Source organism: Thioalkalivibrio sp. ALE19 (genome assembly GCF_000428605.1).
Lineage (GTDB): Bacteria > Pseudomonadota > Gammaproteobacteria > Ectothiorhodospirales > Ectothiorhodospiraceae > Thioalkalivibrio.
In genome coordinates this window covers 96,519-121,281 of the sequence record NZ_AUAG01000007.1, presented here as the reverse complement: position 1 = coordinate 121,281, position 24,763 = coordinate 96,519, and the positions used below count along the sequence as shown (strand labels likewise).

The following is a 24,763-nucleotide window of genomic DNA, read 5'->3' as shown; positions in this document are numbered from 1 at the left end:
GCCCGGAGCAAGGTTCCCGGGCGAGCTCCGGGTGCCCTTCTTTGGGTCCTTTCTTGGGCAAGCAAGAAAGGACCTCGCGGCGCGCTCGCGAGAGAGCGCAACACCCCCGGCGGCAGCCGAAAACCGCCGACTCCGCAGCGCCAGCTCAAGGCCCGCGGCAGCGATCAAGCACAGGCACCAGCAGCCCGTTCGCTTGCAAGCAAGCTCCCGCAACCGGTTACCCCCAGACGGACCCGACCCCGAACACCAGTGCGGCCACCATCAGCGCCAGCACCAGCCCGAACCAGGGGTTCGCGATGTGCGGGTGGTCCGACCAGGCCCCGCGCTTGTAGCCGGTAATCATCGCGCCGATCAGGCGGATCCGCAGGATGAACTGATAGGTGAACACGGCCAGCACGTGGATGCCGATCACGATCAGCAACAGATCGAAGTTCCAGTTGTGCAGCCGCGTCATCGTACGTTCGACGTCGCGGCTGACGGAATCGGCCAGCGGCCCCTGGTTGAAGATGTCGTCATTGGCGAACAGTCCGGTCACCGCCTGCACCAGCAGCAGCACCAGCATCAGCAGGATCGCCCAGCCACCCAGCGGGTTGTGGCCGAGGTATTCGGGAGCCGTGCCGCGCAGCCGGCCCCACGCGTAACGCGCGACCGTCACCGGCCCCGCCAGCCAGTGGCGAAAACGCGCCGTCTCGCTGCCGACAAAGCCCCACACGATGCGGAACAGCAGCAGCCCCAGCACGGTGTAGCCCAGCCACTTGTGCCACCGGAACAGCATGAATTCGGTGCTGGTGTACCACAGGCCCACCAGACACAGCAGCAGTCCCCAGTGAAACACCCGCGTCGGCCAGTCCCAGACCTTCACCCGCAGGGCATCCGCGTTGCCACCGGTCATTCCGTTCATTCCTCGTCCTCTCGTTCATAGCCCGTCAGTTCCACGAAGCCGCGGCCCAGACGCTCGCCCTCCTGATCACGGATGTCCACCGCGCCTTCCCAGTAGGGAATGACCGTATCCATTTCCTGAAATTCCCGCACCGCTTCCACACGGAAACGCCGGGGCGCGCTGCCATCCGGCGGCGTGACCGTCATCGCCCACACCACCGGATAGTGGTTTCCCGAAGGCATGCGCGCATGCCGCAGCGGTTCGAGCTCCACGTGTTCCGGGCGCAGCTCGTGATCCCGGGCATCGGCCGGCATCCAGCGGCCCTTCGAAAGCTCATGGGGCGTGCCGTCATCGCGCCGCAGCTGGTAGTACATCAGGTCGGTCCCGTCGTCGAACTGCAGGGCAAACCAGTTCCAGCCGATCTGGCCCTCGGCCAGGGCGCCGCTGCTCCATTCGCGGTCCAGCCAGGCCTGCCCCGAAAGCGCCCGTTCCGCCCCGTCCGCATCGCGCAGGGTACCGCGCGCGGCGATCCGCGGGACCGAGTAGTAATAGGACGCATTGCCCGGCTCCGGCCCCTTCTGGCTCAGACCCGCCTCGCCCTGCAGCACCGGGGCGCGCTCCGGCTCCAGCTCCAGTTCCAGCTCACGCCCGTCCACCGTGAACCGCAGGTCCCAGGTGTCGCCCTCCAGGCCGGCCAGCGCCCAGTCCTCCAGCCACACCCGGCCCACCGGCTCGCTGGCACCCGCCAGCCCGGCGGCATCCCGGGCAAAGCGCTCCTCCGAGGCGTGCCAGTCGCCCTCCACGTCGAGGATCGCGGCATGCGCCATCCACAGCCGCGGCGTGGCCCAGCCCGACCCGTGAAACACCGGATCGCCCTCCAGTTCCGGCGCCAGCGCCACCCGGAAGAAGGTGATGTGGAAGCCGTGGCGTCCACCGTCGGGGTCATCCAGATTGCCGGTCAGATACCACCACTCGTTGCGAAACCCCGGGTGGGGGCCATGATCCCGCGGGAACTCGAACGCGCGCGGCTCCTCGGCCCGGCGAAAGCCCTCGACGTCCTCCTCGCCCAGGGCATCGGCGACGCGCAGCGCGGTCCCCTCTTCGTCGGACGCGGGGTCCGGCGGCTCCCCGCCACAGCCCGCCAGCCACACACCCGGCAGCAACAGCACAAGCAGCCCCGCTCGCAGCATGCCCCGCATCAGGTCACCTCCCGCAACGCCGGCAGCAGACGCATCCGGGCCATGCGCCAGGCCGGCCACAACGACGCCAGCAGCGCGGCCACCATCCCCACGGCCACGGTGCCCGCGACCTCACGCCCGGGCCAGCGCAGGTCCATGCCCCAGCCGAAGGCCTGACGGTTGATCACCTCGATCAGGATCCAGCCCATGCCCAGCCCCGCGGGGATCGCCGCCAGCACCGCGAACAGCCCGAGCACCCCGCCCTGCAGCAGCACCAGCCCGCGCACGCCCCGCGGCTCCAGCCCCAGGCTGCGCAGCGTCGCGAATTCGCGGGCGCGCTCCATCTGCAGGGCCATCAGGGCGCCGAGGATGGCGATGAAGGCGACCACCAGGGTGATGACCCGCAGCAGATGGGTCACCGCGAAGGTGCGGTCGAAGATCGCCATGGATTCCCGTTCCAGCTCCGCCGGCCGGGTCACGATCGCGGCCGGATCGCGCTGCGCCAGCCACGCCTCCAGGCGCTCGACCGCGGCCTCCGGATCGACATCCGGCGGCAGCACCAGCCCGAACGAACCCACGCCCTCCGGCGCGGGCCCGTCCCGGGCGTAGGCGCCGTGGGGGATCATCACGCGGCCCTGCGGGGTCGCGTAGTCGCGGTAGACCCCGGCGACCGTAAACGTACGACGCCCGCCCGGCACCGCCAGCTCAAGATCGTCACCCGCCTGCAGGTCGTGGTGGGCGGCGAAGGGTTCGGTCACCAGCACGGCGTCGCCGGCGGCCATGCGGTCCGCCAGACCGTCCCGGGGACCATCCACCTCCAGCAGCGGCAGATGCTCCAGCCAGTCCGGGTGCGGCCGCACCACGAACAGCTCGACCCGACCCGCGTCGCTGCCGGTCTCCACCGTGGTACCGGTACTCAGCGATTCGGCCCCGGACTCGCTCAACAGCGGCCCGGCCCAGTCCTGCGGCAGCCGCGCCGAATCCCGTGCCGCGGCCGGCGCGACCGGAGTGACATAGAGATCGGAGGTGAGGGCCTGCCCCAGCCACTGCTCCACGCTGCCGCGAAAACTGCCCACCATCACCGACACCGCGATGGTCGCGGCCAGAGCCAGGGTCAGGGCCGAGACGGCCGGACCACTGCGCGAGAGACTGCGCTCCAGGCTGCGCAACCCGATCCGCGTCAGGGTCCGACCGGCGCTGGCGACGGCGAGACCGCGCAGCGCCCACGCGAGGATCCACGGCAGCAGCAACACGAACCCGGCGATCAGCAGGAAAAGCCCGAAGAACGCCCCCGGCAGCCCGCCGAGTGCGCTGATCAGTATCAGCGTCCCGGCCGCCAGCAGGATCAGGGAGGCCGCCGCCACGCGTTGCACCCGCCGCCGTGCCCGCAACTCGCCACCCCCCGCCCCCTGCGCCGAGGGGCCCGCGTGGCGGGCCGCTTCCAGTGCCGGGGCCAGCGCGGCCAGCAGCGCCACGCCCACGCCCAGCACCAGCACGGCCAGCAGCGCCAGTGGGCGGGGCGTGACCTGGGTAACGGCCGCGACAAAGAAATGATCGGTGACGGTCTGCGCCACTTGTGCAACCAGCGCCTGCGCCAGCGCGACCCCGGCCAGCGCCCCCAGCAGCGTCCCGATCAGTCCGACCAGCGCGGCCTCCAGCAGGACCACGGCGACGACCCGACCGCGTCCCACCCCCAGCAGGCGCAGGCTGGACAGGACCTCGCGCCGGCGCAGCACCGAAAATGTCTGGGTGTTGTAGACCAGAAACGCCGCGATCAGCAGCGCCAGCAGACTCATCGCCGTCAGGTTGATGCGAAACGCCCGAGCCAGCTCGCGCGAGGCCTGATCGCGTGCCCCGGACGCGACGATCTCCAGCTCCTCGGGGTTCACCCCCGCGGCCCCGGCGGCCTGCTCCAGCGCGCGTTCCATCGCCCGCTGCGCCTCGGCATCCTCCAGCCGCAGGTCGATGCGGTCGAGGCGCCCGTCGCGCCCCAGCAGGATCTGGGCGGTGGCGATGTCGGTCACCCACACCCGCCCGTCGTCCTCGCCGGCGCCGTCGGCCGCGAGCACCCGCACCGCGTGGCGCCCGTCGGCCGCCTGCAGTTCGACCCGGTCGCCATCCGCCGCATCCTGCTCCGCGAACCACTGGCGTGGCGGCAATACCGTCCCGGGCTCGCTCAGCAGCCGCTGCACGGGTGCCGCGCCGATGTCCGAGGCGGCGCCGCGGAACGGCCCCTCGGCGAACGGATCCACGCCCAGCAGGTAGATACTGCGGCCATCTTCCAGCCGCGCGGCCCCCTCCACCACCGGCGCCGTCTCCCGCTGGCCGGCGGTGCGCAACTCCGCATACACGGCCTCGGCGAAACCCTGTGGCGGCCCCAGCACCTGGTGGGTGGCGGTGCCGGCCACGGCCTCCATGGAACGGTCGAAGGCGCGCTGCGCGGACTGATTGGCCAGATCCACCGCCAGCACCACGGCCACCGCGATCACCACCCCCAGCAGGGTCAGCACCCGCTGCAGGGGCCGGCGGCGCCAGTCGCGCATCCACGCCCGCCAGATCAGCCCCATGGCCGTCAGCCCTCCCGCAGACGGCCGTCGTGCATGGTGTGGATGCGGTCGAGGCGGCCGGCCAGTTCCGCGCTGTGGGTCACCAGCAACAGGGCACTGTCATGCGTGGCTACCTGCTCCAGCAGCAGCGAGAAGACCGACTCGCCAGTCACCGAATCGAGGTTGCCGGTCGGTTCGTCGGCCAGGATCAGGGCCGGCTGGTGCACCAGCGCGCGGGCGATGGCCACGCGTTGCTGTTCCCCGCCGCTGAGGGCTTCGGGCAGGCGTCCGCCCAGCCCTTCCAGGCCGACCGCCGCCAGCGCGGCGTCCGCACGCCGGCGACGCTCCGCGACCCGCGCCCGGCGGCCGGAAACGTCGTCGGGGAGCCCGGCCAGCTCCAGTGCCAGCATCACGTTCTCGCGCGCATCCAGAGTCGGGATCAGGTGGAACGACTGGAACACGATGCCGGCGACACGCCGGCGCAGTCGCGTGCGGCCGGCCTCGTCCAGGGCGCCGAGGGAAGTGCCCGCCAGCCGCACCTCGCCCTCGCCCGGGTGCTCCAGCCCCGCGGCCAGGTGCAGCAGGGTAGACTTGCCGGAACCGCTCTCGCCGACGATCGCCACCCGTTCCCCCGGCGCCAGCGTCAGATCCACCCCGCGCAGCACCGGCGTCTCCGGCGCGCCGGGATAGACGAACGTCAGCGCGGCCACGTTCAGAACAGGATCCTGCGACGGGGCAGCGGATGGGGACGGCGACGAAGACATGCTCGGCTCCAGACGGGGTCAAACAAGCGACCGGGCGCAGCCCCGAAGGTTCGCGCGAGTGCTCAAACCGGTGCAAGCATCGCACGCAAGCACTTGAGTGGAACAGAGGATCCGTTAGAATAACGGGACCTGCCACAAGGGAACGCATGATGAAACGCCGAACACGCTGTCGATCTATCGTCGCCCGGCCGTAAGCACTGCGCACCCTTCTCCGCCGCTGCCGCCGGGCCTCATGACACAAGAGCGCCGGGAGGCGGCCGGATCCTGCGATCTGCCCCGTCCTGGAAATCCGATTACGACGGTCCCTCGTCGTCACCGCGCCGCGCGTGCCGGTGATCCGCCAGCGACCGCCGGGAGCAGGGCATGGAACACAACCTCGAACAGTCCATCATCGAACTGCGCGAACTGGTCCGGCTGGACGACCGCGCCGGCCTGGATGAGCTGCTGGATTACATGCGCATCCAGGACATTGCACATGCGCTGATGGAGCTGCCCGCGGACGCCGTTACCCCGATCTTCAACCGGCTGCATCCCGGGCGCAAGGCCGACGTCTTCGCCTATCTCGACATCCCCTTCCAGCTGCGACTGCTGGGTGCGTCGTCACGCGAGGATGCGCGCTTTCTGCTCTCCGAGATGGAGACCGACGACCTCACCGCGCTGCTGCAGACCCTGGACGCCGAACGCCTGCGCGAATACCTGCGCCTGCTGCCGTTCCGCGCCATCCGCCGTGCCCTGAAGCAGCTCAACTACCCCGAGGATTCGGTCGGCCGGGTGATGTCGCCGTCGGTGGTCGCGGTGGCCCCGGACTGGACGCTCAAGCGCGCACTGGCCCATGTGCGGCGCACCGGTGACGAACACTCCAACAACGTGATCTTCGTGGTCGACGATGACCGCACCCTGCTGGCCGCCATCCCCATCCGGCGCTTCCTGCGCGCCGAGCCCGACAGCCCGGTACGCAGCCTGATCGACGACGAATCGCCCTACACCGTGCAGGTGGACGCCGACCGCGTCGAGGCCGCGCGGCGCATCCAGCACTACGACATCGAGAGCCTGCCGGTGGTGGGCGACAACGGCGAGCTGCTGGGCGTGGTCACGGTGGACGACGTCATGGACGTGATCGAGGCCGAGTCCACCGAGGATTTCCACAAGCTGGGTTCGGTGGGCAACCTCCCGCTGAGTCCGCGCCAGGCGAGCCCGTTCCTGCTGTATCGCAAGCGGGTCGGCTGGCTGCTGGGGCTGGTGGCGTTCAACACCCTGGGCGCCCTGATGATCTCGCAGTACGAGGAGGCCATCGAGGCGGTGGCGGTGCTGGTGTTCTTCCTGCCGCTGATCATCGACTCCGGCGGCAACGCCGGGGCGCAGAGCTCGACCCTGATGGTGCGCGCGATGGCCACCGGCGAGGTCACCACGCGCGACTGGCTGCGCCTGTGGGCCAAGGAACTGGGCGTGGCCACCGGGATCGGCGTCAGCATGGGGATCGCGGTATCGCTGCTGGGTCTGTGGCGCGGCGGCATGGAGATCGCGGTGCTGGTGGCGGTCGCGATGACCCTGATCGTGGCCTTCGCCAGCATGGTCGGCATGCTGCTGCCGGTCATCCTGCGCAGCCTCAAGCTCGACCCCGCGACCGCCAGCGTGCCACTGGTCACCGCCATCGCCGACCTTGGCGGCATCGCCATCTATTTCTCGCTGGCCGTGGCCATGCTCGGACTTGCCACGCCGGCCTGAGGGGAATCCGCATGAGTCCGACCGATCACGACATCGACAACCTCCCCGACACCCTGCGCACCGCCCTGGAGCAGGGCTCCGACGGCCCGCTGAACGCGATCTGCAACGCGCATGCGGCACCCGACCTGTCGGACGCGCTGGAGACCCTGCCCGAGGATCAGGCAGTCGCCTTCTTCCAGCGTCTGGAGCCGGCCTGCGCCGCGCCGGTGTACGCGCACCTGGAGCCCGATCATCAGTCCCGGGTACTGGCCGCGCTGGACGAGCAGCAGGCCGCGGACCTGGTCGCCGCCCTTTCGCTGGACGACGCCGTGGCGGTGATCGACGGCCTGGGCGACGAGCATGCCGACTCACTGATGGAAACCCTCCCGGCGGAGAGCCAGGAGGCGGTCGGATCACTGCTCGCCTATCCGGAGGAGAGCGCCGGCCGCGTGATGACCCCGGAGTACGTCACCGTGCAGCCCGAATGGACGGTGAACGAAGCCATGGAGCATCTGCGCGCCAACCACGAGGTCGCGGAGACCGTGAACACGGTGTTCGTGACCACCGCGGCCGGCGAGCTGCTGGCCTGGGTGCGGCTGAAGGAGCTGCTTCTGGCACGGCCGTGGAACCGGGTATCGGAACTGATGCACACCGACGTGGCCAGCATCACCGCCGAGGAGGACCGCGAGGAGGCGGCCCACCGCATCAGCCACTACGACCTCAACGTGCTGCCGGTGGTCGACGACCAGGGCCACATGCTGGGCATCATCACCGTCGACGACGTCATGGACGTGCTGCGCGCGGAAACCACCGAGGACTTCCACCGCATGGCCGCGGTGGGCGACGTGGTGCTGTCGCTGCGTGACGCCAGCATGGGCCTGCTGTACCGCAAGCGCATCGGCTGGCTGCTGATCCTGGTGGTGGTCAACATCTTCGCCGGGCTGGCGATCGCCCGCTACGAGGCGGCCATCGAGGCGGTGGTCGCCCTGGTCTTCTTCCTGCCGATGGTGATCGCTACCGGCGGCAACACCGGTTCGCAGGCCGCAACCCTGGTGGTGCGCTCGCTGGCGGTCAACGATGTCCGATTGCGCGACGCCTGGCGCCTGGGGGGCAAGGAACTGGTGGTCTCGACCGCGCTGGGCGTGACCCTGGCGGCCGCCATCTGGCTCTCCGGCAACTGGCTGGGCTCGCTGGAGGTCGCCAACGCCATCGCCCTGGGCATGTTCCTGGTGGTGGTGTTCGGCGCGATGTTCGGCATGCTCCTGCCGTTCGGCCTGACCGCCCTGCGGCTCGACCCGGCGGTGGCCAGCGCGCCGCTGATCACCTCGGTGGTCGACATCGGGGGCATCCTGATCTATTTCGGCGTGGCCGTGGCGGTGCTGGGCCTGTAACGGGCATCACCGCCGCACAAGCACCCGCGCGGCCTGCGGCGGCTCGGCAGGCCCGCGCGACTGCGTTAGACTCGGCACCCGATCCGGCCCGACCCAGCACGCGAGTACACGACCATGAGCACGCCTCCCGTCCGGCACCGCACCGTCCCCGTCCGCGTTGGTCCCGTGACCGTGGGCGGCGAGCATCCCGTGGTGGTCCAGTCGATGACCAACACCGACACCGCCGACGCCCTGCGCACCGCGGTCCAGGTGGCCGAACTGGCGCGCGCCGGCTCGGAGATCGTGCGCATCACGGTCAACTCGGCCGATGCCGCGAAGGCGGTGCCGGAGATCCGCGAGCGGCTCGACGCGATGGGCCTGGACGTGCCGCTGGTGGGGGACTTCCACTTCAACGGCCACAAGCTGCTGACCGAATACCCCGAATGCGCCGAGGCCTTGGCCAAGCTGCGCATCAATCCGGGCAACGTCGGTCGCGGCTCGAAGCGCGACACGCAATACCAGGCGATGATCGAGACCGCCATCCGCTTCGACCGTCCGGTCCGCATCGGCGTGAACTGGGGCAGCCTCGATCAGGAACTGCTGGCGCGCATGATGGACGAGAACGCGCAGCGCCCGGAGCCGCTGGAACCCCAGGCGGTGATGGAGCAGGCCCTGATCACCTCGGCGCTGGAGAGCGCCGCCGAGGCCGAACGCATCGGCCTGCCGCATGACCGCATCATCCTGTCGGCCAAGGTCAGTGGCGTGCAGCCACTGATCCGGGTTTACCAGGATCTGGCCGCGCGCTGCGACTACCCCCTGCACCTGGGCCTGACCGAAGCCGGCATGGGGGCCAAGGGGATCGTCGCCTCCACCGCCGCGCTGTCCGTCCTGCTGCAGCAGGGCATCGGCGACACCATCCGTATCTCGCTGACCCCGGAGCCCGGCGGGGACCGCACGCAGGAGGTCAGCATCGCGCAGGAGATCCTGCAGAGCATGGGCCTGCGCAGCTTCCTGCCCTCGGTGGTGGCCTGCCCCGGCTGCGGCCGCACCTCCAGCGAATATTTCCAGCACCTGGCACAGGACATCCAGAGCTACATCCGCCAGCAGATGCCGACCTGGCGCCAGCACTACCCCGGGGTCGAGGAGATGACCGTCGCGGTGATGGGTTGCGTGGTCAACGGTCCCGGCGAGAGCAAGCATGCCGACATCGGCATCTCCCTGCCCGGCACCGGGGAGCAGCCGGTCGCGCCGGTCTACGAAGACGGCGAGAAGACCGTGACCCTCAAGGGCGAGCATATCGCCGAGGACTTCCAGGCCCGCGTCGAGGCCTACATCGAACGCCGCTACGGACAGGCCGGATGAGCGTGAGCGCCGACCACGACCCGCAACTACTGCGACGCGTGCAGGCCCTGTTCGAGGATCCGCGCATTCAGGGCTGCAACTGGCAGCCGCGGCTGTTCTGGCACCCGACGGAAAGCGGCGGTGCCTTCGGTCCGCCGCGGGTGGACCCGCGCGAACTGGAGGTGTTCCTGGCGACGGTGGCGGGCGAGGCCTCGCAGTGTCTCGACGCCCTCGAGGCCGATTGGCCCGGGCGCGGCCGCTTCCTGGCCGCCAACGCCCGGCGCCACGAACTGCCGCTGTTCACCCGCGCCTGAGCCCCGCTTACTCCTCCGGTCCGTCCGCAGCGCAGACCCGGTTGCGGCCTTCGGCCTTGGCCCGGTAGAGCTGCTCGTCGGCGCGCGCCACCACCCGCAGCGCGGAGCGGCGCGGCTGGCACTGCAGACTCGCCACCCCGAGGCTGGCGGTCACGTGATCCGCCACTTCGGACCCCGGGTGCGGGATGGCAAGCTCGGTGATGGCGACGCGCACCCGTTCCGCCACGGTGACTGCCTCCGCCAGCGCCGTATCCGGCAGGATGCAGGCGAATTCCTCGCCGCCGTACCGCGCCGCCAGATCGGCCGAGCGCGAGACGCTCGCGTCCAGTACCCGCGCCACCTCGCGCAGGCAGTCATCGCCGCGCACATGACCGAGGGTGTCGTTGAACGGCTTGAAATAGTCGATGTCCAGCAGGATGATCGAGAGTTCCCCTCCGGAACGGGCCAGCCGGGCGTTCTCCCCCTCCAGGGTCTCCTCGAACTGACGCCGGTTGGCGAGTCCCGTCAGGCCATCGGTGACCGCCATGCGGGTCAGCTGGTCGCGGGCCCGTTTCAGTTCGATCTGATGCTGCACCCGCAGCTTCACCACGGGGGGATTGATCGGCTTGTTCACATAGTCAACCGCGCCCAATTCCAGCCCGCGCGCCTCGCCCTCGGTGTCCCCCACGCCGGTGATGAAGATAACGGGAATGCTCGCCGTGGCACGCTCCGATTTCAGCCACTCGCAGACCTGAAACCCGTCGGTTCCGGGCATCATCACGTCCAGCAGGATCACGTCGGGCCGTGCCGAGGCCGCCAGGTCCAGGGCCTTGTGTCCGTTGGTGGCGAACAGCACCTCATGCTCGTCCTCGAAGATGCCGGCCAGCAGTTCGATGTTCGCCGGTTCGTCATCCACTACCAGGATGCGTGCCCGATGCGCGCTGTTCATGATTCCTCCCCGGCCTGCTCCAGCAGCCGATCCAGGGCGGCCAGGGCCTGCTCGAAATCGAGTTCCTCGATCCGGGCCTCCAGTTCCCGCACCTTGGCGTCCTGCCCCCGACCGAGCAGCCCCTCCTGCAGGGCCCGGAACTCGGACCGGGCGCGGAGATTGTTGCTCTCGATCAGGGCCCGCAACTCCTGCAGGGCCGGGACGGGCAGGGCTCCGCCCGTCGGGGCCCCCGGCCCGGCGGAAGCGTCCTCCGGCGCACCACGCGTGGCCCCGTCGGCACCGTTCAGGCTGCGGGCGGCCTCGATGGCGGGGTCCAGATGCGACTCCAGATCGGGCAGCCGCGCGCGGGCGGACTGCGTGTCGCCGCCGGCCAGCTCGATTTCGATCGCCTCGGCCGCCTCCCGCACGGCATGCAGCTCCAGCGACCCGGCCACGCCCTTCAGCGAATGCGCCAGGCGATGGGCGTCCTCGAGCTCATCCCGATCCAGCAGGCCCCGCAGCTCCGTCACCACATCACGGTAGCGCTCCTCGAGGCCGAGGATCATGCGCCGCAGCAGCGACGCCTTGCCGTTGCAGCGCGCCAGTGCCGCCGACAGGTCGAACGGAGGCAGCTCGTCGGGCAATCCGTCCACTCCGCCACCGGCACTCGGCGCGGGGGCCGCGGTTTCCCCGGCGGCGCCATCCGTGACCGGCGCCGCCTCGGATGCCGCCGGCTCGCGGCCCTCCGTGGGTGCGCGGTCCATCCCGGGGGCCGTCCCGCCGGAGGCCGCATGACGCGCCACCCAGGTCGCCAGGGTCCGAGCCAGTGCCTCCGGGTCGATCGGCTTGGTCACGTGGTCGTTCATCCCCGCATCCAGGCTCTTCTCGCGATCCCCCGCCATCGCGTGCGCGGTCATCGCAATCACCGGGAGCCGGGCGAGCGCGGGGTCCTCCCGCAGCCGGCGGGTCGCGGTCAGGCCATCCATCTCCGGCATCTGGATGTCCATCAGTACCGCGTCGAACGCGTCGGCCCGCGCGACATCCACTGCCTCGCGGCCGTTCTCCACCGTGGTGACCTCGCAGCCCATGTCCTCCAGGAGTTCCACGGCGAGATCCCGGTTGATGGCGTTGTCTTCCGCCAGCAGGACGCGGACCCCGTCCAGCCGTGGCACTTCGTCGTCCGGCTCGGGTGCCGCCTCGCGCGGGGCCTGCTCGGCGTCATCCACCCGCAGAAGCTCGACCATGGTGTCGTGCAGCGTGGACTCGGTCACCGGTTTCAGCAGGATCCCGTCCACGGTCTCCTCCGCCTGCTGCAGAACCTCGTCGCGACTGAAGCCGGTCACCATCAGCACCGATGGCACCTGCCGCTTGCGGCCGGAATTGATATGGCGGGCGACCTCAAGGCCGTCCATGCCCGGCATGCGCCAGTCGGTCAGGACCATGTCGTATGCCAGGCCCTGCGCCGGCGCCCGCTCCAGTACCTGCAGCGCCTCGGGGCCGGAGGCGGCGGTATCCGCGTCGATACCGAGGTCGCGCAGCATGGCGGCCAGGGTTTCGCGCGCCGCGGCGGAATCGTCCACCACCAGTACGCGGTGGCCGCGCAGCGAGCGTGAGAAGGAAGCACGTGCCGGTTGAGCCGGCTCGGTCTCGACCGCCAGACGCACGGTGAAGCTGAAGGTCGATCCCTGACCGGGCGTGCTTTCCACGCCGATCTCGCCGCCCATCATCTCGACCAGCTGGCGGCTGATCGCCAGCCCCAGTCCGGTCCCCTCCTGGCGCCGGGTGATCGAGGCATCCAGCTGGGTAAAGGAACGGAACAGCCGGCGCGCCTCTTCTTCGTTCATGCCCGGACCGGTATCGCGCACGGAGAACCGCAGCGTGGCATAGCCGTCATCCACCGCCTCCGCGGAGACCTTCACCACCACCTCGCCCTGCTCGGTGAACTTGACCGCGTTGCCCACCAGGTTGGTCAGCACCTGCCCCAGACGCAGGGCATCCCCGCGGAGGTCCCGCGGGGTCCCCGGGGCGACGTGATGCACCAGTTCCAGGCCCTTCTCCTCGGCCCGGTGACCGACCACGTCGGTCACCCCGTTGAGCACGGAATCGAGGTGGAACGGGGCATCTTCCAGTTCGAGCTTGCCGGCCTCGATCTTGGAGAAATCGAGGATGTCGTTGATCAGGCCGAGCAGGCGCTGGGCCGCATTGTCGATCTTGTCCATGTACCCCCGCTGACGGGGGGTCAGTTCGGTCCGCCGGGCGAGGTGACTCATGCCGATGATCGCGTTCATCGGCGTGCGGATCTCGTGGCTCATGTTGGCCAGGAACTCGCTCTTCGCGCGGGTGGCGCTCTCCGCCTGCTCGCGTGCGAGCTTCATCTCGCTCTCCAGTTCCCGGCGCACCCGCACCAGCCGGTTGAGGATCAGCGCCGTGCCGCTTCCCACCAGGACCACGGCCACCACGGTCCACAGGGCGAACTGCCAGAGCAGATCGCGCAGCGGTTCGGTCACGGCCGAGCGATCCAGGCTCAGGACCTGGTACCAGTCCGTACCGGGAATGGGTGTGGCGTGAAGCAGGCGTTCCTCGCCATCCATCACCACCTCGCGCAACTCACCCTCGTACGACGGGTCCAGCGGGTCGAAACCGCCGCCTTCCTCGATGGCATCCACCAGCGGCTGCAGCACCCGCGAGGAATCCGGGTGGGCAACCACCATGCCGTCCTCGTCGACCAGCACCATATGGCCGTCCCAGCGCAGATCCAGACCGGCCACGCTGGCAGCCACCTCCTGCAGGCCGATGTCCCCGGCCGCCACCCCGTGCAGCTCGCCGGTGTCGCGGTAGACCGGCGCGCCCATGGAGATGATCAGCCGGTCCTGCGCGGCATCCTCGAACGGCGTGGTGATATACAGACCATCGTTCAGCAGCGCGCCCTCGTACCAGGGTCGCGTACGCGGGTCGAAATCACCCGGCAGTGAAGCCTCGGGATCCGACATGATCATGCCGCCCTGCGCGTCACCGACATAGGTCAGATCGACCTCGCCCATGCGCTCGAACTGCTGCAGCACCGGACGCGGATCGCGGCCGACCGGCACCTCTCCGGCCAGCCCCTCGATCAGACGCGCATTGGAGGAAAACCACTGGGACACGTAGAGTGCAGTGGACTCGGAAGTAGAAGTCACTTCCGAGCGCACCGCTTCGCGCGTCTCGCCCTCCAGCATCTGATACGCCACGGTCGCCAGCACTGCGCCCAGCAGCACGATGGCGGCCAGCACGAGCAGCAAAAGCCGGTAGTGGAAGGACTGGAAGGAGGCCTGGTCACGCTGAGTCATCGGCGGTTTCCCGGAGTAGGCATGCCACGCATGCGGGCACGGGATGATTCCCGCAAGACCCTAAGGGGTTCAGGCCTGTGGGCGCAAGCGCGCCGGAGGGGTCGGGTTATCCGGCCGGTTTGCGGAACGCCACCTGCTTCCAGTAACCGAACAGGCTGGCGGGTTCCACCGCCTCGGGCTCGCAGCCGGTCAGGTGCACGAAGTGGTCCAGCTCCATGTCCGGACGAAAGCCCACCGCCCGCGAAAGAGGCCGCAGGCTGCGTTCCACCCCGCGCAGCAGCCATTGCCGGGACGCGAAATGGTTGACCAGAAGGATCTGTCCGCCCGGGCGGCACACCCGCCACATCTCGGCGAACATGCGGTCGGGATTGGGGACCACGGACGCCACGTACATCCCGACCACCGCGTCGAAGCTGTCATCGCGGAAACCGAGTGCTTCGGCGTCCATCTCGGCCACGCCGCGCACCCCCGGCAGACCGCCGTTGATGCGTTCCTGCGCGACCTGCAGCATCTCGCGCGACACGTCGATGCCGACCAGATCCACGCCGTCGGGGTATTCCGGAAACGAAATACCGGTCCCGACCCCGACCTCGAGGACCCGTTTGCCTTCCAGCGGCGCCAGGGTCTTCTGCGCGCTGTGCCGCCCGGTGGCGAACACCCGCCCGAAGGTCGCGTCGTAGTGCCGTGCGTAACGCCGGTAGCTCTTGCGTATGCTGACCAGATCCATGCCTGTCGTCCCCGAAGGAAACCGGGCCCGGCCGGGGGCCGAACCCGCCGCCCCGTCCTCAGGCGTCTTCTTCGACCGCCTTCATGCTCAGACGGATGCGGCCCTGCTTGTCGACCTCCAGCACCCGCACGGTGACCGAGTCGCCCTCGGACAGGAAGTCGCTGACGTTCTCCACGCGCTCGTCGGAGATCTGCGAGATATGCACCAGACCGTCGCGGCCCGGAAGGATCGACACGAAGGCGCCGAAGTCCATGATCTTGGCGACCTTGCCGGTGTACTGACGCCCCACCTCGATGTCGGCGGTCAACTCCTCGATGCGGCGCTTCGCCTCGTTGCCGGCGGCGGCATCGGTGGAGGCGATCTTGACCGTGCCATCATCGCCGATGTCGATGGTGGTACCGGTCTCCTCGGTCAGGGTACGGATGGTCGCGCCGCCCTTGCCGATCACGTCGCGGATCTTGTCCGGGTTGATCTTCAGGGTGATGAAGCGCGGCGCATGCTCGGACATCTCCTGGCGATGGGTGTCCAGTTCCGCGTTCATGCAGCCGAGGATGTGCAGCCGGCCTTCGCGCGCCTGCTCCAGCGCCTGTTCCATGATCTCGCGGGTGATCCCGTCGATCTTGATGTCCATCTGCAGCGCGGTTACGCCGCCCGAGGTCCCGGCGACCTTGAAGTCCATGTCGCCCAGGTGGTCCTCATCGCCGAGGATATCGGAGAGCACGGCGAAGCGGTCGTCTTCCTTGATCAGCCCCATCGCGATGCCCGCGACCGGGGCCTTCAGCGGCACGCCGGCGTCCATCAGCGCCAGCGAGGTACCGCACACCGAGGCCATGGAACTGGAGCCGTTCGACTCGGTGATCTCGGAGACCACGCGCACCACGTAGGGGAAGTCCTCGTCGCTCGGCATCACTGCGGCCACGCCGCGCTTGGCCAGCCGGCCGTGGCCGATCTCGCGACGCTTGGGCGAGCCGACGAAACCGGTCTCCCCGGTGCAGTACGGCGGGAAGTTGTAATGCAGCATGAAACGGTCGCGACGCTCGCCCTCGATCGCGTCGATCACCTGGGCGTCGCGGTCCGTGCCCAGGGTGGCCACCACCATCGCCTGGGTCTCGCCCCGGGTGAACAGCGCGGAGCCATGGGCCCGCGGCAGGATGCCGGTCTGCACATCGATCGGGCGCACGGTCTTCGTGTCGCGGCCGTCGATGCGCGGGTGGCCGTCCAGGATACGGTCACGCACGAGGCGGTATTCCAGATCGTGCAGGGCCGTCTTGACCGCATCGGCATCGGGGCCGGATTCGTCGTCACTGGCCAGGGATTCGACCAGGCGGCTGCGCAGTTCGCTCAGGCGCTGGCTGCGGGTCTGCTTGTCGGCGATCTGGTAGATCTCGGTCAGCTCGTCGCGCGCGGCGGCGGCCACGCGCTCTTCCACCGAGGCCTCGCTCTCCGGCGCCTGCCAGTCCCAGGCGGGTTCCCCCGCCTCGGCCGCCAGTTCGTTGATCGCGCGGATCGCAGCCTGCATCTGTTCGTGACCGTACATCACCGCGCCCAGCATGGTTTCCTCGGACAGCTCGCTGGCCTCCGACTCCACCATCAGGACCGCGTTTTCGGTCCCCGCCACGACCAGGTTCAGCTCGGATTCCTCCAGCGCGCTGAAGCTCGGATTCAACTGGTACTCGCCGGCGCGGTACCCCACGCGGGCGGCCCCGATGGGCCCGCCGAACGGCACACCCGAGAGTGCCAGCGCCGCGGAAGCACCGATCATCGCGGGGATGTCGGGATCCACCTCGGGGTTGATCGAGACCACCGTCGCGATGACCTGGGTTTCGTTCTTGAAGCCTTCGGGAAACAGCGGCCGGATGGGACGGTCGATCAGGCGCGAGGTCAGGGTTTCCTTCTCGCTCGGGCGCCCTTCACGCTTGAAGAACCCGCCCGGGATCTTGCCCGCAGCATAGGTCCGTTCCTGGTAGTTGACGGTCAGGGGGAAGAAGTCGCGCCCCGGGTCGGCCTCCTTGCGGGCGACCACGGTGACCAGGACCACGGTCTCGGCCATGTTGACCAGCACCGCGCCGCTGGCCTGGCGGGCAATATCTCCGGTTTCGAGCGTTACGGTGTGATTTCCGTACTGGAACGACTTCTTGTATGACACGTTTTTTCCCGTTTCCCTTTGAATCCCGATGCGGCCCGCCGACCGGCCGCCTTGCTGCAGCGGACGGCGGGCCCCGTAAAGTTCTTGCCGCAATCGATGCCCCGAACAGGGGCCCAAACAAACGGGCCCGCACCGGAGGCGCGGGCCCGAGGGGCGGGGCCTAGCGGCGCAGGCCCAGTTCCTTCACGATCGACTGATAGCGTTCGACGTCCTTGCGCTTGAGATAGGACAGCAGCTTGCGACGCTGGCTGACCATCTTCAGCAGGCCACGCCGGGAGTGGTGATCCTGCTTGTGCTTGTCGAAATGGCCCATCAGATGCTGGATGCGCGCCGTCAGGAGTGCAATCTGCACCTCGGGCGATCCGGTATCGTTGGCATCGCGCTTGTGCTTCTCGACGATGGCCGACTTCTCTTCGGTAGTGAGCGACATGTAAGGCTGACTCCTGATTCCTGAACCGTCTGTCTGAGTGGCCAGTGGCGCTGGCGAACAGGCGCGTATGTTAGCACGCGCTCAAGCAGCGTGAACAGCGAACGGACCGACGGCCGCCGCACGGAGGGTTCTGTTATATTGTGAACTTCATCACTCCCCGACAGGGACGGTCATGACCACGCAGGAAACCCGCCGACTCCAGACCCGCATCCTGCTGCTGGCACTGGCGGTGCTGGTGCTGCTGGGCCTGATCGCGGCCAGCCTTACCGCCCATGCCTATTATCAGCAGGCGCGCGACCGCGCGGATCTGGCGCAGCAGGCCGCGCTGCAGCATCACGGCCAGGCGGTGGCGCAGTATTTCGACCGCCTGGAGGACATCGCGTGGCAGGTCGCCAGCCGCAGCCGCATCCGCGACGAACTGGCCGCCTACAATCGTGGCGAGACCGATCTCGAAGACCTGCAGGACTTCAGTCACGACAAGCTGGAAGATGCCCTGCGCCCCTCCGGCGCGGCCGGCATCATCCGCCTGGATGCGGAAGGCCGCCAGGTACTGGCGGTGGGCGACGCCAACCCGGACCCGATCTACTGGCCGGACATCGACCCGGCAATGCGCGAAACCCGCATGGGGGACCATCTGGCCTGGGAGGGCCGGGCCTGGATCATGATCGCGGTGCCGATCCTCTCGCGCGAGGACGAATGGCTGGGCGCCGACATCCTGGTGTTCCCCGCCGAGGCCATGGTCGGCGTGCTGGAGTCCGCCGCCGAGGGCGGCAAGGCCGCCTGGCTGGAGGGCCCGCAGGGAGTGGTGCTGCGGGTGGACGACATCACCTGGAGCCTGATGCCGACCGGCGCCGGGAACCCGGTGGCCCCGGCACTGCAGCAGGCCCGCGGAGGATCGCAGGCCCTGCAGCGCACGGACGGCGAGGTGGTCTTTGCGGTGCCGGTACGCCCGGGCTGGGGGCTGGCGATGGCCGTACCGGAGGAGGAACTCTACGCCGGCATGATGGCCCACCTGGCGCTGCCGGTCGGACTGGTACTGGGCATGGCATTGCTGTCGGGACTGGGGCTGATCGGCGTGATCCGGCCGCTGTCACGCCAGGTGGTGGCGCAGTCCGAGGCCCTGGAGCGCGCGTCCGAGGAGCAGGAGGATCTGCTGGAGTACGCCAGCGGCTTCGTCTATCGCTTCGACCGCTCGGGTCGGGCGCGCTACATCTCGCCCGGCGTGGAGCGGGTCCTCGGCCGCAGCATGGACCGCCTGCCGGAGACCACCCTGCGCGCGCTGGTCGAACCCTTCCTGCCCTATCTCGAGGGCACCGCGGTGCCGATCGACGGCGGCAGCGACGCCGACCTGCCTCCGGCACGCGCCGAGGTCACCGACGTTTCCGGCGAACGGGTGGTCCTGGAGCTCAACGCGCGGGTCCGCTATGACGGCGAGCGGGTGGTCGACATCTTCGGCGTCGCCCGCGACGTGACCAGCCGCGAAGAAGCCCGGCGCCGGGTCAGTCATCTGGCCAACTACGATCCGCTCACCGACCTGCCCAACCGCACCCAGCTCGACCAGCGCCTGGCGCGCGCGATTGAACGCTGCCGACTCCACGACGAGCGCCTGGCGGTACTGTTCGTCGACCTGGACGGCTTCAAGTACGTGAACGACAGTCTGGGCCATCATCGCGGAGACGAGCTCCTGGAAGCGGTCGCCCGGCGCCTGCTGGGCGCCATCGACCGGCACTCCACCATTGCGCGCCATGGCGGCGACGAATTCGTGGTGCTGACCGAACACATCGCCACCGCGGAGGACGCCGCCAGCGTCGCCGACGAGCTGCTGCGTGCACTGGAGTCGCCGTTCCACGTCGCCGGTCAGGAGCTGTTCATCGGCGCCAGCATCGGCATCAGCCTGTTCCCCGACGACGCCGCAACCCCGGACATGCTGATCCGCAACGCGGACTCGGCGATGTACCGCGCCAAGGCACGCGGGCGCAACAACGTGCAGCTCTACACCGCCGACCTCACCGACGCCAGCCAGCGCCGGCTGGCGATCGAGGCCGGGCTGCGACGAGCCATCGAGGGCGACGAGCTGGAGGTCGTGTTCCAGCCGCAGTGGGACCTGCCCGGCGAGAGCCTGGCCGGTGCCGAAGCCCTGGTCCGCTGGCGCCATCCGGAGTTCGGCATGATCAGCCCGGCGGAATTCATCCCGGTGGCGGAAGAAAACGGCACCATCGGTCTGCTTGGCCGCTGGGTGCTGCGCGAAGCGGTACGCCGGGCGCGCGAATGGGGACCGGAGCGTCTGGGCCGGATCGGGGTCAATGTTTCCGGCCACCAGGTGCTGTTCGGGGATATCGTCACGGACGTGCGGTCGGTGCTCGCCGAGACCGGGCTGGAACCCCACAGGCTCGAGCTGGAGATCACCGAGGGCTTCGTCATGGACCACGCCGAGCGCGGCATCGCCACCCTGGAGGAACTGCGGTCAATGGGCGTACAGCTGGCGATCGACGACTTCGGTACCGGCTATTCGTCGCTCAGCTATCTCAAGCGCCTGCCGGTGCAACGGCTGAAGGTGGATGCCTCGTTCGTGCAGGGGGCCGACCGCGACCCCGCCGATGCCGCCCTCACCGCGTCCATCATCGCCATGGGTCACAAGCTGGGGCTGACGGTCATCGCCGAGGGCGTCGAGACCGCCACCCAGCGCGACCTGATCATTCGGGAGGGCTGCAACGAGGCCCAGGGGTATCTCCTCGCGCGGCCGATGTCGGCGGAGAAGCTGGCCGCGCTGATCGCGGACCCGGTGCCCGCGTATCGCCGCGAATGAGGTCGGTTGCAGCGGGCCTCAGCCGGTGACGAACAGACGCCGCGGGCGAATCGTGCCGTCCCCGGCCTCCAGCCCCACGCCGAGAAATTCGCCTGCGGGCCCGTGCAGGCGTACCAGGACCCCGCCCGCTTCCGGTTCGTCCGCAGCCGGCGAGACACCCGCGATGCGCTCGCTCACCGCTTCCGCTCCCGCCGGATTCCCGTGGCGCAGTGCCGCCGCTCCGGCGGCCCCCAGGTGGAGCTGCGGCCAGCCGGACAGGGCGGCCTCCGACGGCAGAAGACCGGCCTCGATCGCCGCTGCACCGCCCTCCTCGAAACGCTGCTCCAGGGCTTCCAGGGTCCACATGGCGTCGGCCGCGAAGGCCCCGTGGCCGGTGCGCCGCAGCTCTTCAACCGCCGCACCGCAGCCGAGGGCTTCCCCGATATCGGTCACCAGCGACCGGATATAGGTGCCCTTGCTGCAATGCACCTCCAGCCGCAGGCGATCATCCGCCCGCCGTTCGATATTCAGCGAATGGATCCGCACCGGCCGCGGCGGACGGTCCACTTCCACCCCTTCGCGCGCCAGCTCGTACAGCCGCCGGCCGTCCTTCTTCAGGGCCGAGACCATCGGGGGAACCTGCTCCAGATCGCCGGTGAAACCGCGATCCAGCCGCGCCAGATCCTCGTCCGTGATCGCGGGAACCGGGGACTCGGCAAGGATTTCTCCATCCATGTCCGCCGAGTCGGTCTCCACGCCCAGTCGCGCGACGGCGACGTACCGCTTGTCCGCGTCCAGCAGCCAGCCGGACACCTTGGTCGCCTGCCCGAAACACAGTGGAAGAAGCCCGGTCGCCCGTGGATCCAGGGCGCCGGTATGGCCCGCCTTGCGCGCCCCGAGGAGGTATTTCACCCGACCCAGCGCCTGGTTCGAACTGAGCCCCTGCGGCTTGTCGAGCAGCAGGATGCCGTCGACGTTGCGCCCCTTCCTGCGCGCCACGGGGAATCGGTTTACCGGTCCTGCGGCACGTCCGGATCACCGGAGGCATCCGGGTCCCCGCCGCCTTCCGCTCCGGCCTCCGCATCACTGTCGCCGTGCCGCTCGCGGTCCTCCGCCAGGGCCTGACTGATCAGCGAAGACATGCGCGCGCCGCGTTCGGGCGTGTCATCGTAGATGAACCGCAGTTGCGGGATGCTGCGCATGCGAATCCGGCTGCCCAGCGCCCGACGCAGGAAGCCGGCCGCGCTGTTGAGGCCCTGCTGCGCCTCGCGACCGCCCTCCTCGCCGCCCAGCCGGGTGAAATACACCCGGGCGTGGGCCAGATCCTTCGAGACCTCCACCCCCGAGATGGTCACCATGCCGACCCGCGGGTCCTTCACCTCGACGCGCACCAGCTCGGCGAGCTCGCGCTGGATCTGCTCGCCGACCCGGTCACTGCGCTGGAAGTCGCGGGGTCCGGGCATTACAGCGACCGCTGGACCTCGACGCGCTGGAAGACCTCGATCTGGTCCCCGGCCTTCACGTCGTTGTAGTTCTTCACCGCGATACCGCATTCGGTACCGGCCCGGACCTCGTTCACGTCGTCCTTGAAGCGGCGCAGGCTTTCCAGCTCGCCCTCGTACACCACCACGTTGTCACGCAGCACGCGGATCGGGTTGCCCCGCTTGACCGAACCCTCGACCACCAGGCAGCCGGCCACCTGGCCGAAGCTCGAGGCCTTGAACACCTCGCGCACCTCGGCCAGGCCCACGATTTCCTCGCGGGTCTCGGGCGCCAGCAGCCCGGACAGGGCCTGCTTCACGTCCTCGATGGCCTCGTAGATGACCGAGTAGTAGCGGACGTCGATCCCGTTCTCCTGCGCCACCCGCTTGGCGCCGGCGTCGGCACGCACGTTGAACGCGATGACAATGGCGTCCGACGCCGTCGCCAGGTTGATGTCCGACTCGGAAATCCCGCCGACCCCGGTGGAGATCACCTTGACCCGGACCTCTTCGTTGGACAGCTTGACCAGCGATTCGCGCAACGCCTCGGCGGATCCCTGCACGTCGGCCTTGATCAGGATGTTGACCGTGCCGACATCGCCTTCCTGCATCTGGTTGAAGATGTTTTCCAGCTTGGCCGCCTGCTGCGCCGCCAGCTTGCGCTCGCGCTGCTTCGCATCCCGATATTCGGCCGCTTCGCGGGCGGTCTTCTCGTCCGCGACCACCAGCATCTCGTCGCCGGCCTCGGGCACGCCCGACAGACCGAGGATCTCGACCGGCATCGACGGCCCGACTTCCTTCACCGCCGTGCCGGTATCGTCGAACATCGCCCGCACGCGGCCGTATTCCTTGCCGGTCAGCACGATGTCGCCGTGGTTCAGGCTGCCGGACTGCACCAGCACCGTGGCCACTGGGCCGCGGCCCTTGTCCAGCCGCGATTCGATTACCACACCGCGCGCCGGCCCCTCGTCCGGGGCCATCAGCTCCATCAGCTCCGCCTGCAGACCCAGGCCTTCCAGCAGCTCGTCGATGCCCTCCCCGGAATGCGCCGAGACCCGGATGAACTGGGTGTCGCCACCCCATTCCTCGGGGATCACCTCGTGCTGCGCGAGATCGTTGATCACCCGGTCGGCATCCGCCTCGGGCTTGTCGATCTTGTTGACCGCCACGACCATCGGCACACCGGCCGCCTTGGCGTGGTTGATGGCTTCGAGGGTCTGCGGCATCACGCCGTCATCCGCCGCCACCACCAGGATCACGATGTCCGTGGACTGCGCACCGCGCGCCCGCATCGCCGTAAACGCCGCATGCCCCGGGGTATCCAGGAAGGTCACCCCGTCATGCCCGTTCTCGACGTGGTAGGCACCGATGTGCTGGGTGATCCCGCCGGCTTCGCCGGAGGCCACGCGCGTCTTGCGAATATGGTCCAGCAGCGAGGTCTTGCCGTGGTCGACGTGGCCCATCACGGTCACCACCGGCGGACGCGCCTTGGGTTCGCCGGTCTGCTCCTGGGCCACCTCGATCTGGTCCTCGATCGTCTCTTCCCTGGCCGGCACCGCGGTATGGCCCATCTCCTCGACCACCAGCATCGCCGTTTCCTGATCGATGGACTGGTTGATGGTGGCCATCACGCCCATGCCCATCAGGGTCTTGATCAGTTGCGGTGCCTTGATCGCCATCGCCTGCGCCAGATCGGCCACGGTGATGGTCTCCGGCACTTCCACCTCGCGCACCACCGGTGCGGTCGGCTTGGCGAAGCCGTGCTTGCCGGCCACGGCCTGGGCCGCCTGCGACTGCCCGGCACCCTTGCCCTTGTCACCCTTCTTGCGCCGACCGCGACGGTCGCCGGCGACATGCAGTTCCTTGCGGTCGTCCTTGCGGCCACCCTTGCGGCCCTTGCCGGACTTGGCGGGTTCCGCCGGTGCCGCGGCGGGAGCCGGTGCCTGACGCTGCTGCGCGGCCTCGCGTTCCAGGCGCGCCTGTTCTTCCTTCTCGCGCTTCGCCTCCTGCTTCTCCTGCTCTTCCTGCTTGCGCTTCTGGCGCTCCTCGCGTTCGACCTCTTCCTGCTTGCGGGCCTCGACGGCCTTGCGTTGAGCCTCCCGCTCGGCTTCCAGCTGCATCGCCAGTTGCTGCGTGCGGCTCAGCGGCTTCTTCGGGGCGGCCGGCGAATCCTCCGCGGCGGCGGCCGGTTCCTCGTCCGCCTCTTCCGCCTCGGATGACTCCGGTGCCTCGGCTGCGGCCGACTCCGCCGCTTCGGGCTCTTCTTCGACGTCCGCCGGTTCCTCCGCCGCGGCCTCGTCGACCGCCGGTTCAGGTTCCGGCTCCGGCGCCTCGGCCGCCACCGGTTCATCCGCCGGCGCTTCCGCCTCCGGCTCCGCGCCCGGCGCATCGCCGGCCGCGGCCTCCTCGGCTTCCGGAGTCACCGGCGATTCTGCATCGGGACGGGTCTCTTCCGGTGCCGCAGCGGCTTCGGATTCCACACCCTCGGCCGCCTCGGGGCGATCCTCCGGCGCCGGTGTTGCATCCGCCGGCTTGCGCTTGAGGGTGCGCTTCTTGCGCACCTCCACGTTAACCGTCTTGGTCTTGCCCTGGCCCGAGCTGACCTTCAGCGTCTGCGCCTGGGAACGCCGACGCAGCGTCACACGGTCGCTCGACCCGCCCGCGGAACTCTGGCGCAGATGGTCCAGCAGCTGGCGCTTCTCGGCATCAGTGATGGGCGCCTCGGGCCCGGCCACCTCGACGCCCGCCTCCTTGAGCTGCTCCAGGAGACGATCGACGGGCTTGCCCACCGATTCCGCGAATTGCTGCACTGTCATTTGCGCCATGGCGCTACCTCCATTCCAGATTCTGTTCCGGCGTGCCGC

17 protein-coding genes are annotated in these 24,763 nt (G+C 69.2%); 5 read left to right on the top strand and 12 right to left on the bottom strand.

The features are described from left to right. Positions 1 to 217 precede the first annotated feature (217 nt). From F787_RS0103965 to F787_RS0103950, 4 genes are read right to left on the bottom strand one after another with little or no spacing between them, the layout of a single operon-like run. On the bottom strand, positions 218 to 892 hold the full coding sequence (locus F787_RS0103965; RefSeq protein ID WP_018869930.1) for a cytochrome b/b6 domain-containing protein: 675 nt from the start codon (positions 890 to 892) through the stop codon (positions 218 to 220). Between the two features lie 5 nt (positions 893 to 897). Further along, positions 898 to 2,079 carry a lipocalin-like domain-containing protein gene (locus tag F787_RS0103960; protein ID WP_028491370.1) on the bottom strand — a complete coding sequence of 394 codons (1,182 nt, stop codon included), beginning with the start codon at positions 2,077 to 2,079 and terminating at the stop codon, positions 898 to 900. Then, positions 2,079 to 4,625 carry an ABC transporter permease gene (locus F787_RS0103955; RefSeq protein ID WP_028491369.1) on the bottom strand — a complete coding sequence of 849 codons (2,547 nt, stop codon included), beginning with the start codon at positions 4,623 to 4,625 and terminating at the stop codon, positions 2,079 to 2,081. Before F787_RS0103955 ends, F787_RS0103960 begins: the two co-directional genes overlap by 1 nt. Positions 4,626 to 4,630: 5 nt before the next feature. After that, entirely contained in the window at positions 4,631 to 5,314 is a 684-nt protein-coding gene (locus F787_RS0103950) for an ABC transporter ATP-binding protein (protein ID WP_018869933.1), read from the bottom strand. Between the two features lie 417 nt (positions 5,315 to 5,731). Between F787_RS0103950 and mgtE (F787_RS0103945) the strand changes: the two genes are divergently transcribed. From mgtE (F787_RS0103945) to F787_RS0103930, 4 genes are all read left to right on the top strand, one after another. Continuing rightward, on the top strand, positions 5,732 to 7,093 hold the full coding sequence (gene mgtE / locus F787_RS0103945; protein ID WP_018869934.1) for a magnesium transporter: 1,362 nt from the start codon (positions 5,732 to 5,734) through the stop codon (positions 7,091 to 7,093). A gap of 11 nt (positions 7,094 to 7,104) precedes the next feature. Continuing rightward, positions 7,105 to 8,463 carry a magnesium transporter gene (mgtE, locus tag F787_RS0103940; protein ID WP_028491368.1) on the top strand — a complete coding sequence of 453 codons (1,359 nt, stop codon included), beginning with the start codon at positions 7,105 to 7,107 and terminating at the stop codon, positions 8,461 to 8,463. Between the two features lie 114 nt (positions 8,464 to 8,577). Next, positions 8,578 to 9,804 carry a flavodoxin-dependent (E)-4-hydroxy-3-methylbut-2-enyl-diphosphate synthase gene (gene ispG / locus F787_RS0103935; protein WP_026331263.1) on the top strand — a complete coding sequence of 409 codons (1,227 nt, stop codon included), beginning with the start codon at positions 8,578 to 8,580 and terminating at the stop codon, positions 9,802 to 9,804. Then, on the top strand, positions 9,801 to 10,097 hold the full coding sequence (locus F787_RS0103930; RefSeq protein WP_028491367.1) for a hypothetical protein: 297 nt from the start codon (positions 9,801 to 9,803) through the stop codon (positions 10,095 to 10,097). Before ispG ends, F787_RS0103930 begins: the two co-directional genes overlap by 4 nt. Positions 10,098 to 10,104: 7 nt before the next feature. Here the strand turns inward: F787_RS0103930 and F787_RS0103925 are convergent, their stop codons facing one another. The 5 genes from F787_RS0103925 to rpsO all read right to left on the bottom strand — a co-directional run bounded on the left by F787_RS0103925 (position 10,105) and on the right by rpsO (position 17,633). Continuing rightward, complete coding sequence (locus tag F787_RS0103925) at positions 10,105 to 11,025, bottom strand: diguanylate cyclase (RefSeq protein ID WP_028491366.1); 921 nt, start codon at positions 11,023 to 11,025, stop codon at positions 10,105 to 10,107. Further along, on the bottom strand, positions 11,022 to 14,330 hold the full coding sequence (locus F787_RS0103920) for a response regulator (protein WP_028491365.1): 3,309 nt from the start codon (positions 14,328 to 14,330) through the stop codon (positions 11,022 to 11,024). The genes F787_RS0103925 and F787_RS0103920 overlap by 4 nt, the downstream gene beginning before the upstream one ends. A 106-nt stretch (positions 14,331 to 14,436) precedes the next feature. Further along, positions 14,437 to 15,057 (bottom strand): class I SAM-dependent methyltransferase, encoded by a 621-nt coding sequence (locus F787_RS0103915; protein WP_019021183.1) that lies wholly within the window; start codon positions 15,055 to 15,057, stop codon positions 14,437 to 14,439. A gap of 58 nt (positions 15,058 to 15,115) precedes the next feature. Beyond that, the gene (pnp, locus tag F787_RS0103910; protein WP_028491364.1) at positions 15,116 to 17,203 is read right to left on the bottom strand and encodes a polyribonucleotide nucleotidyltransferase; all 2,088 of its coding nucleotides are present in this window, start codon (positions 17,201 to 17,203) and stop codon (positions 15,116 to 15,118) included. A 160-nt stretch (positions 17,204 to 17,363) separates the two neighbouring features. After that, positions 17,364 to 17,633, bottom strand: a complete 270-nt coding sequence (gene rpsO, locus F787_RS0103905) for a 30S ribosomal protein S15 (RefSeq protein ID WP_018869942.1) — start codon at positions 17,631 to 17,633, stop codon at positions 17,364 to 17,366. A 172-nt stretch (positions 17,634 to 17,805) separates the two neighbouring features. Here rpsO and F787_RS0103900 point away from each other — a divergent pair, with 172 nt between their 5' ends. Then, positions 17,806 to 20,439: an EAL domain-containing protein gene (locus F787_RS0103900; protein WP_028491363.1), complete on the top strand. Its 2,634-nt coding sequence runs from the start codon at positions 17,806 to 17,808 to the stop codon at positions 20,437 to 20,439. Positions 20,440 to 20,457: 18 nt separating this feature from the next. Here the strand turns inward: F787_RS0103900 and truB are convergent, their stop codons facing one another. The 3 genes from truB to infB are packed head-to-tail and all read right to left on the bottom strand — an operon-like array spanning position 20,458 to position 24,724. Next, entirely contained in the window at positions 20,458 to 21,417 is a 960-nt protein-coding gene (gene truB, locus F787_RS0103895) for a tRNA pseudouridine(55) synthase TruB (RefSeq protein ID WP_028491362.1), read from the bottom strand. A gap of 11 nt (positions 21,418 to 21,428) precedes the next feature. Next, positions 21,429 to 21,881 carry a 30S ribosome-binding factor RbfA gene (rbfA, locus tag F787_RS0103890; protein ID WP_019569074.1) on the bottom strand — a complete coding sequence of 151 codons (453 nt, stop codon included), beginning with the start codon at positions 21,879 to 21,881 and terminating at the stop codon, positions 21,429 to 21,431. Continuing rightward, entirely contained in the window at positions 21,881 to 24,724 is a 2,844-nt protein-coding gene (infB, locus tag F787_RS0103885) for a translation initiation factor IF-2 (protein WP_028491361.1), read from the bottom strand. Before infB ends, rbfA begins: the two co-directional genes overlap by 1 nt. Between the last annotated feature and the right edge of the window lie 39 nt (positions 24,725 to 24,763).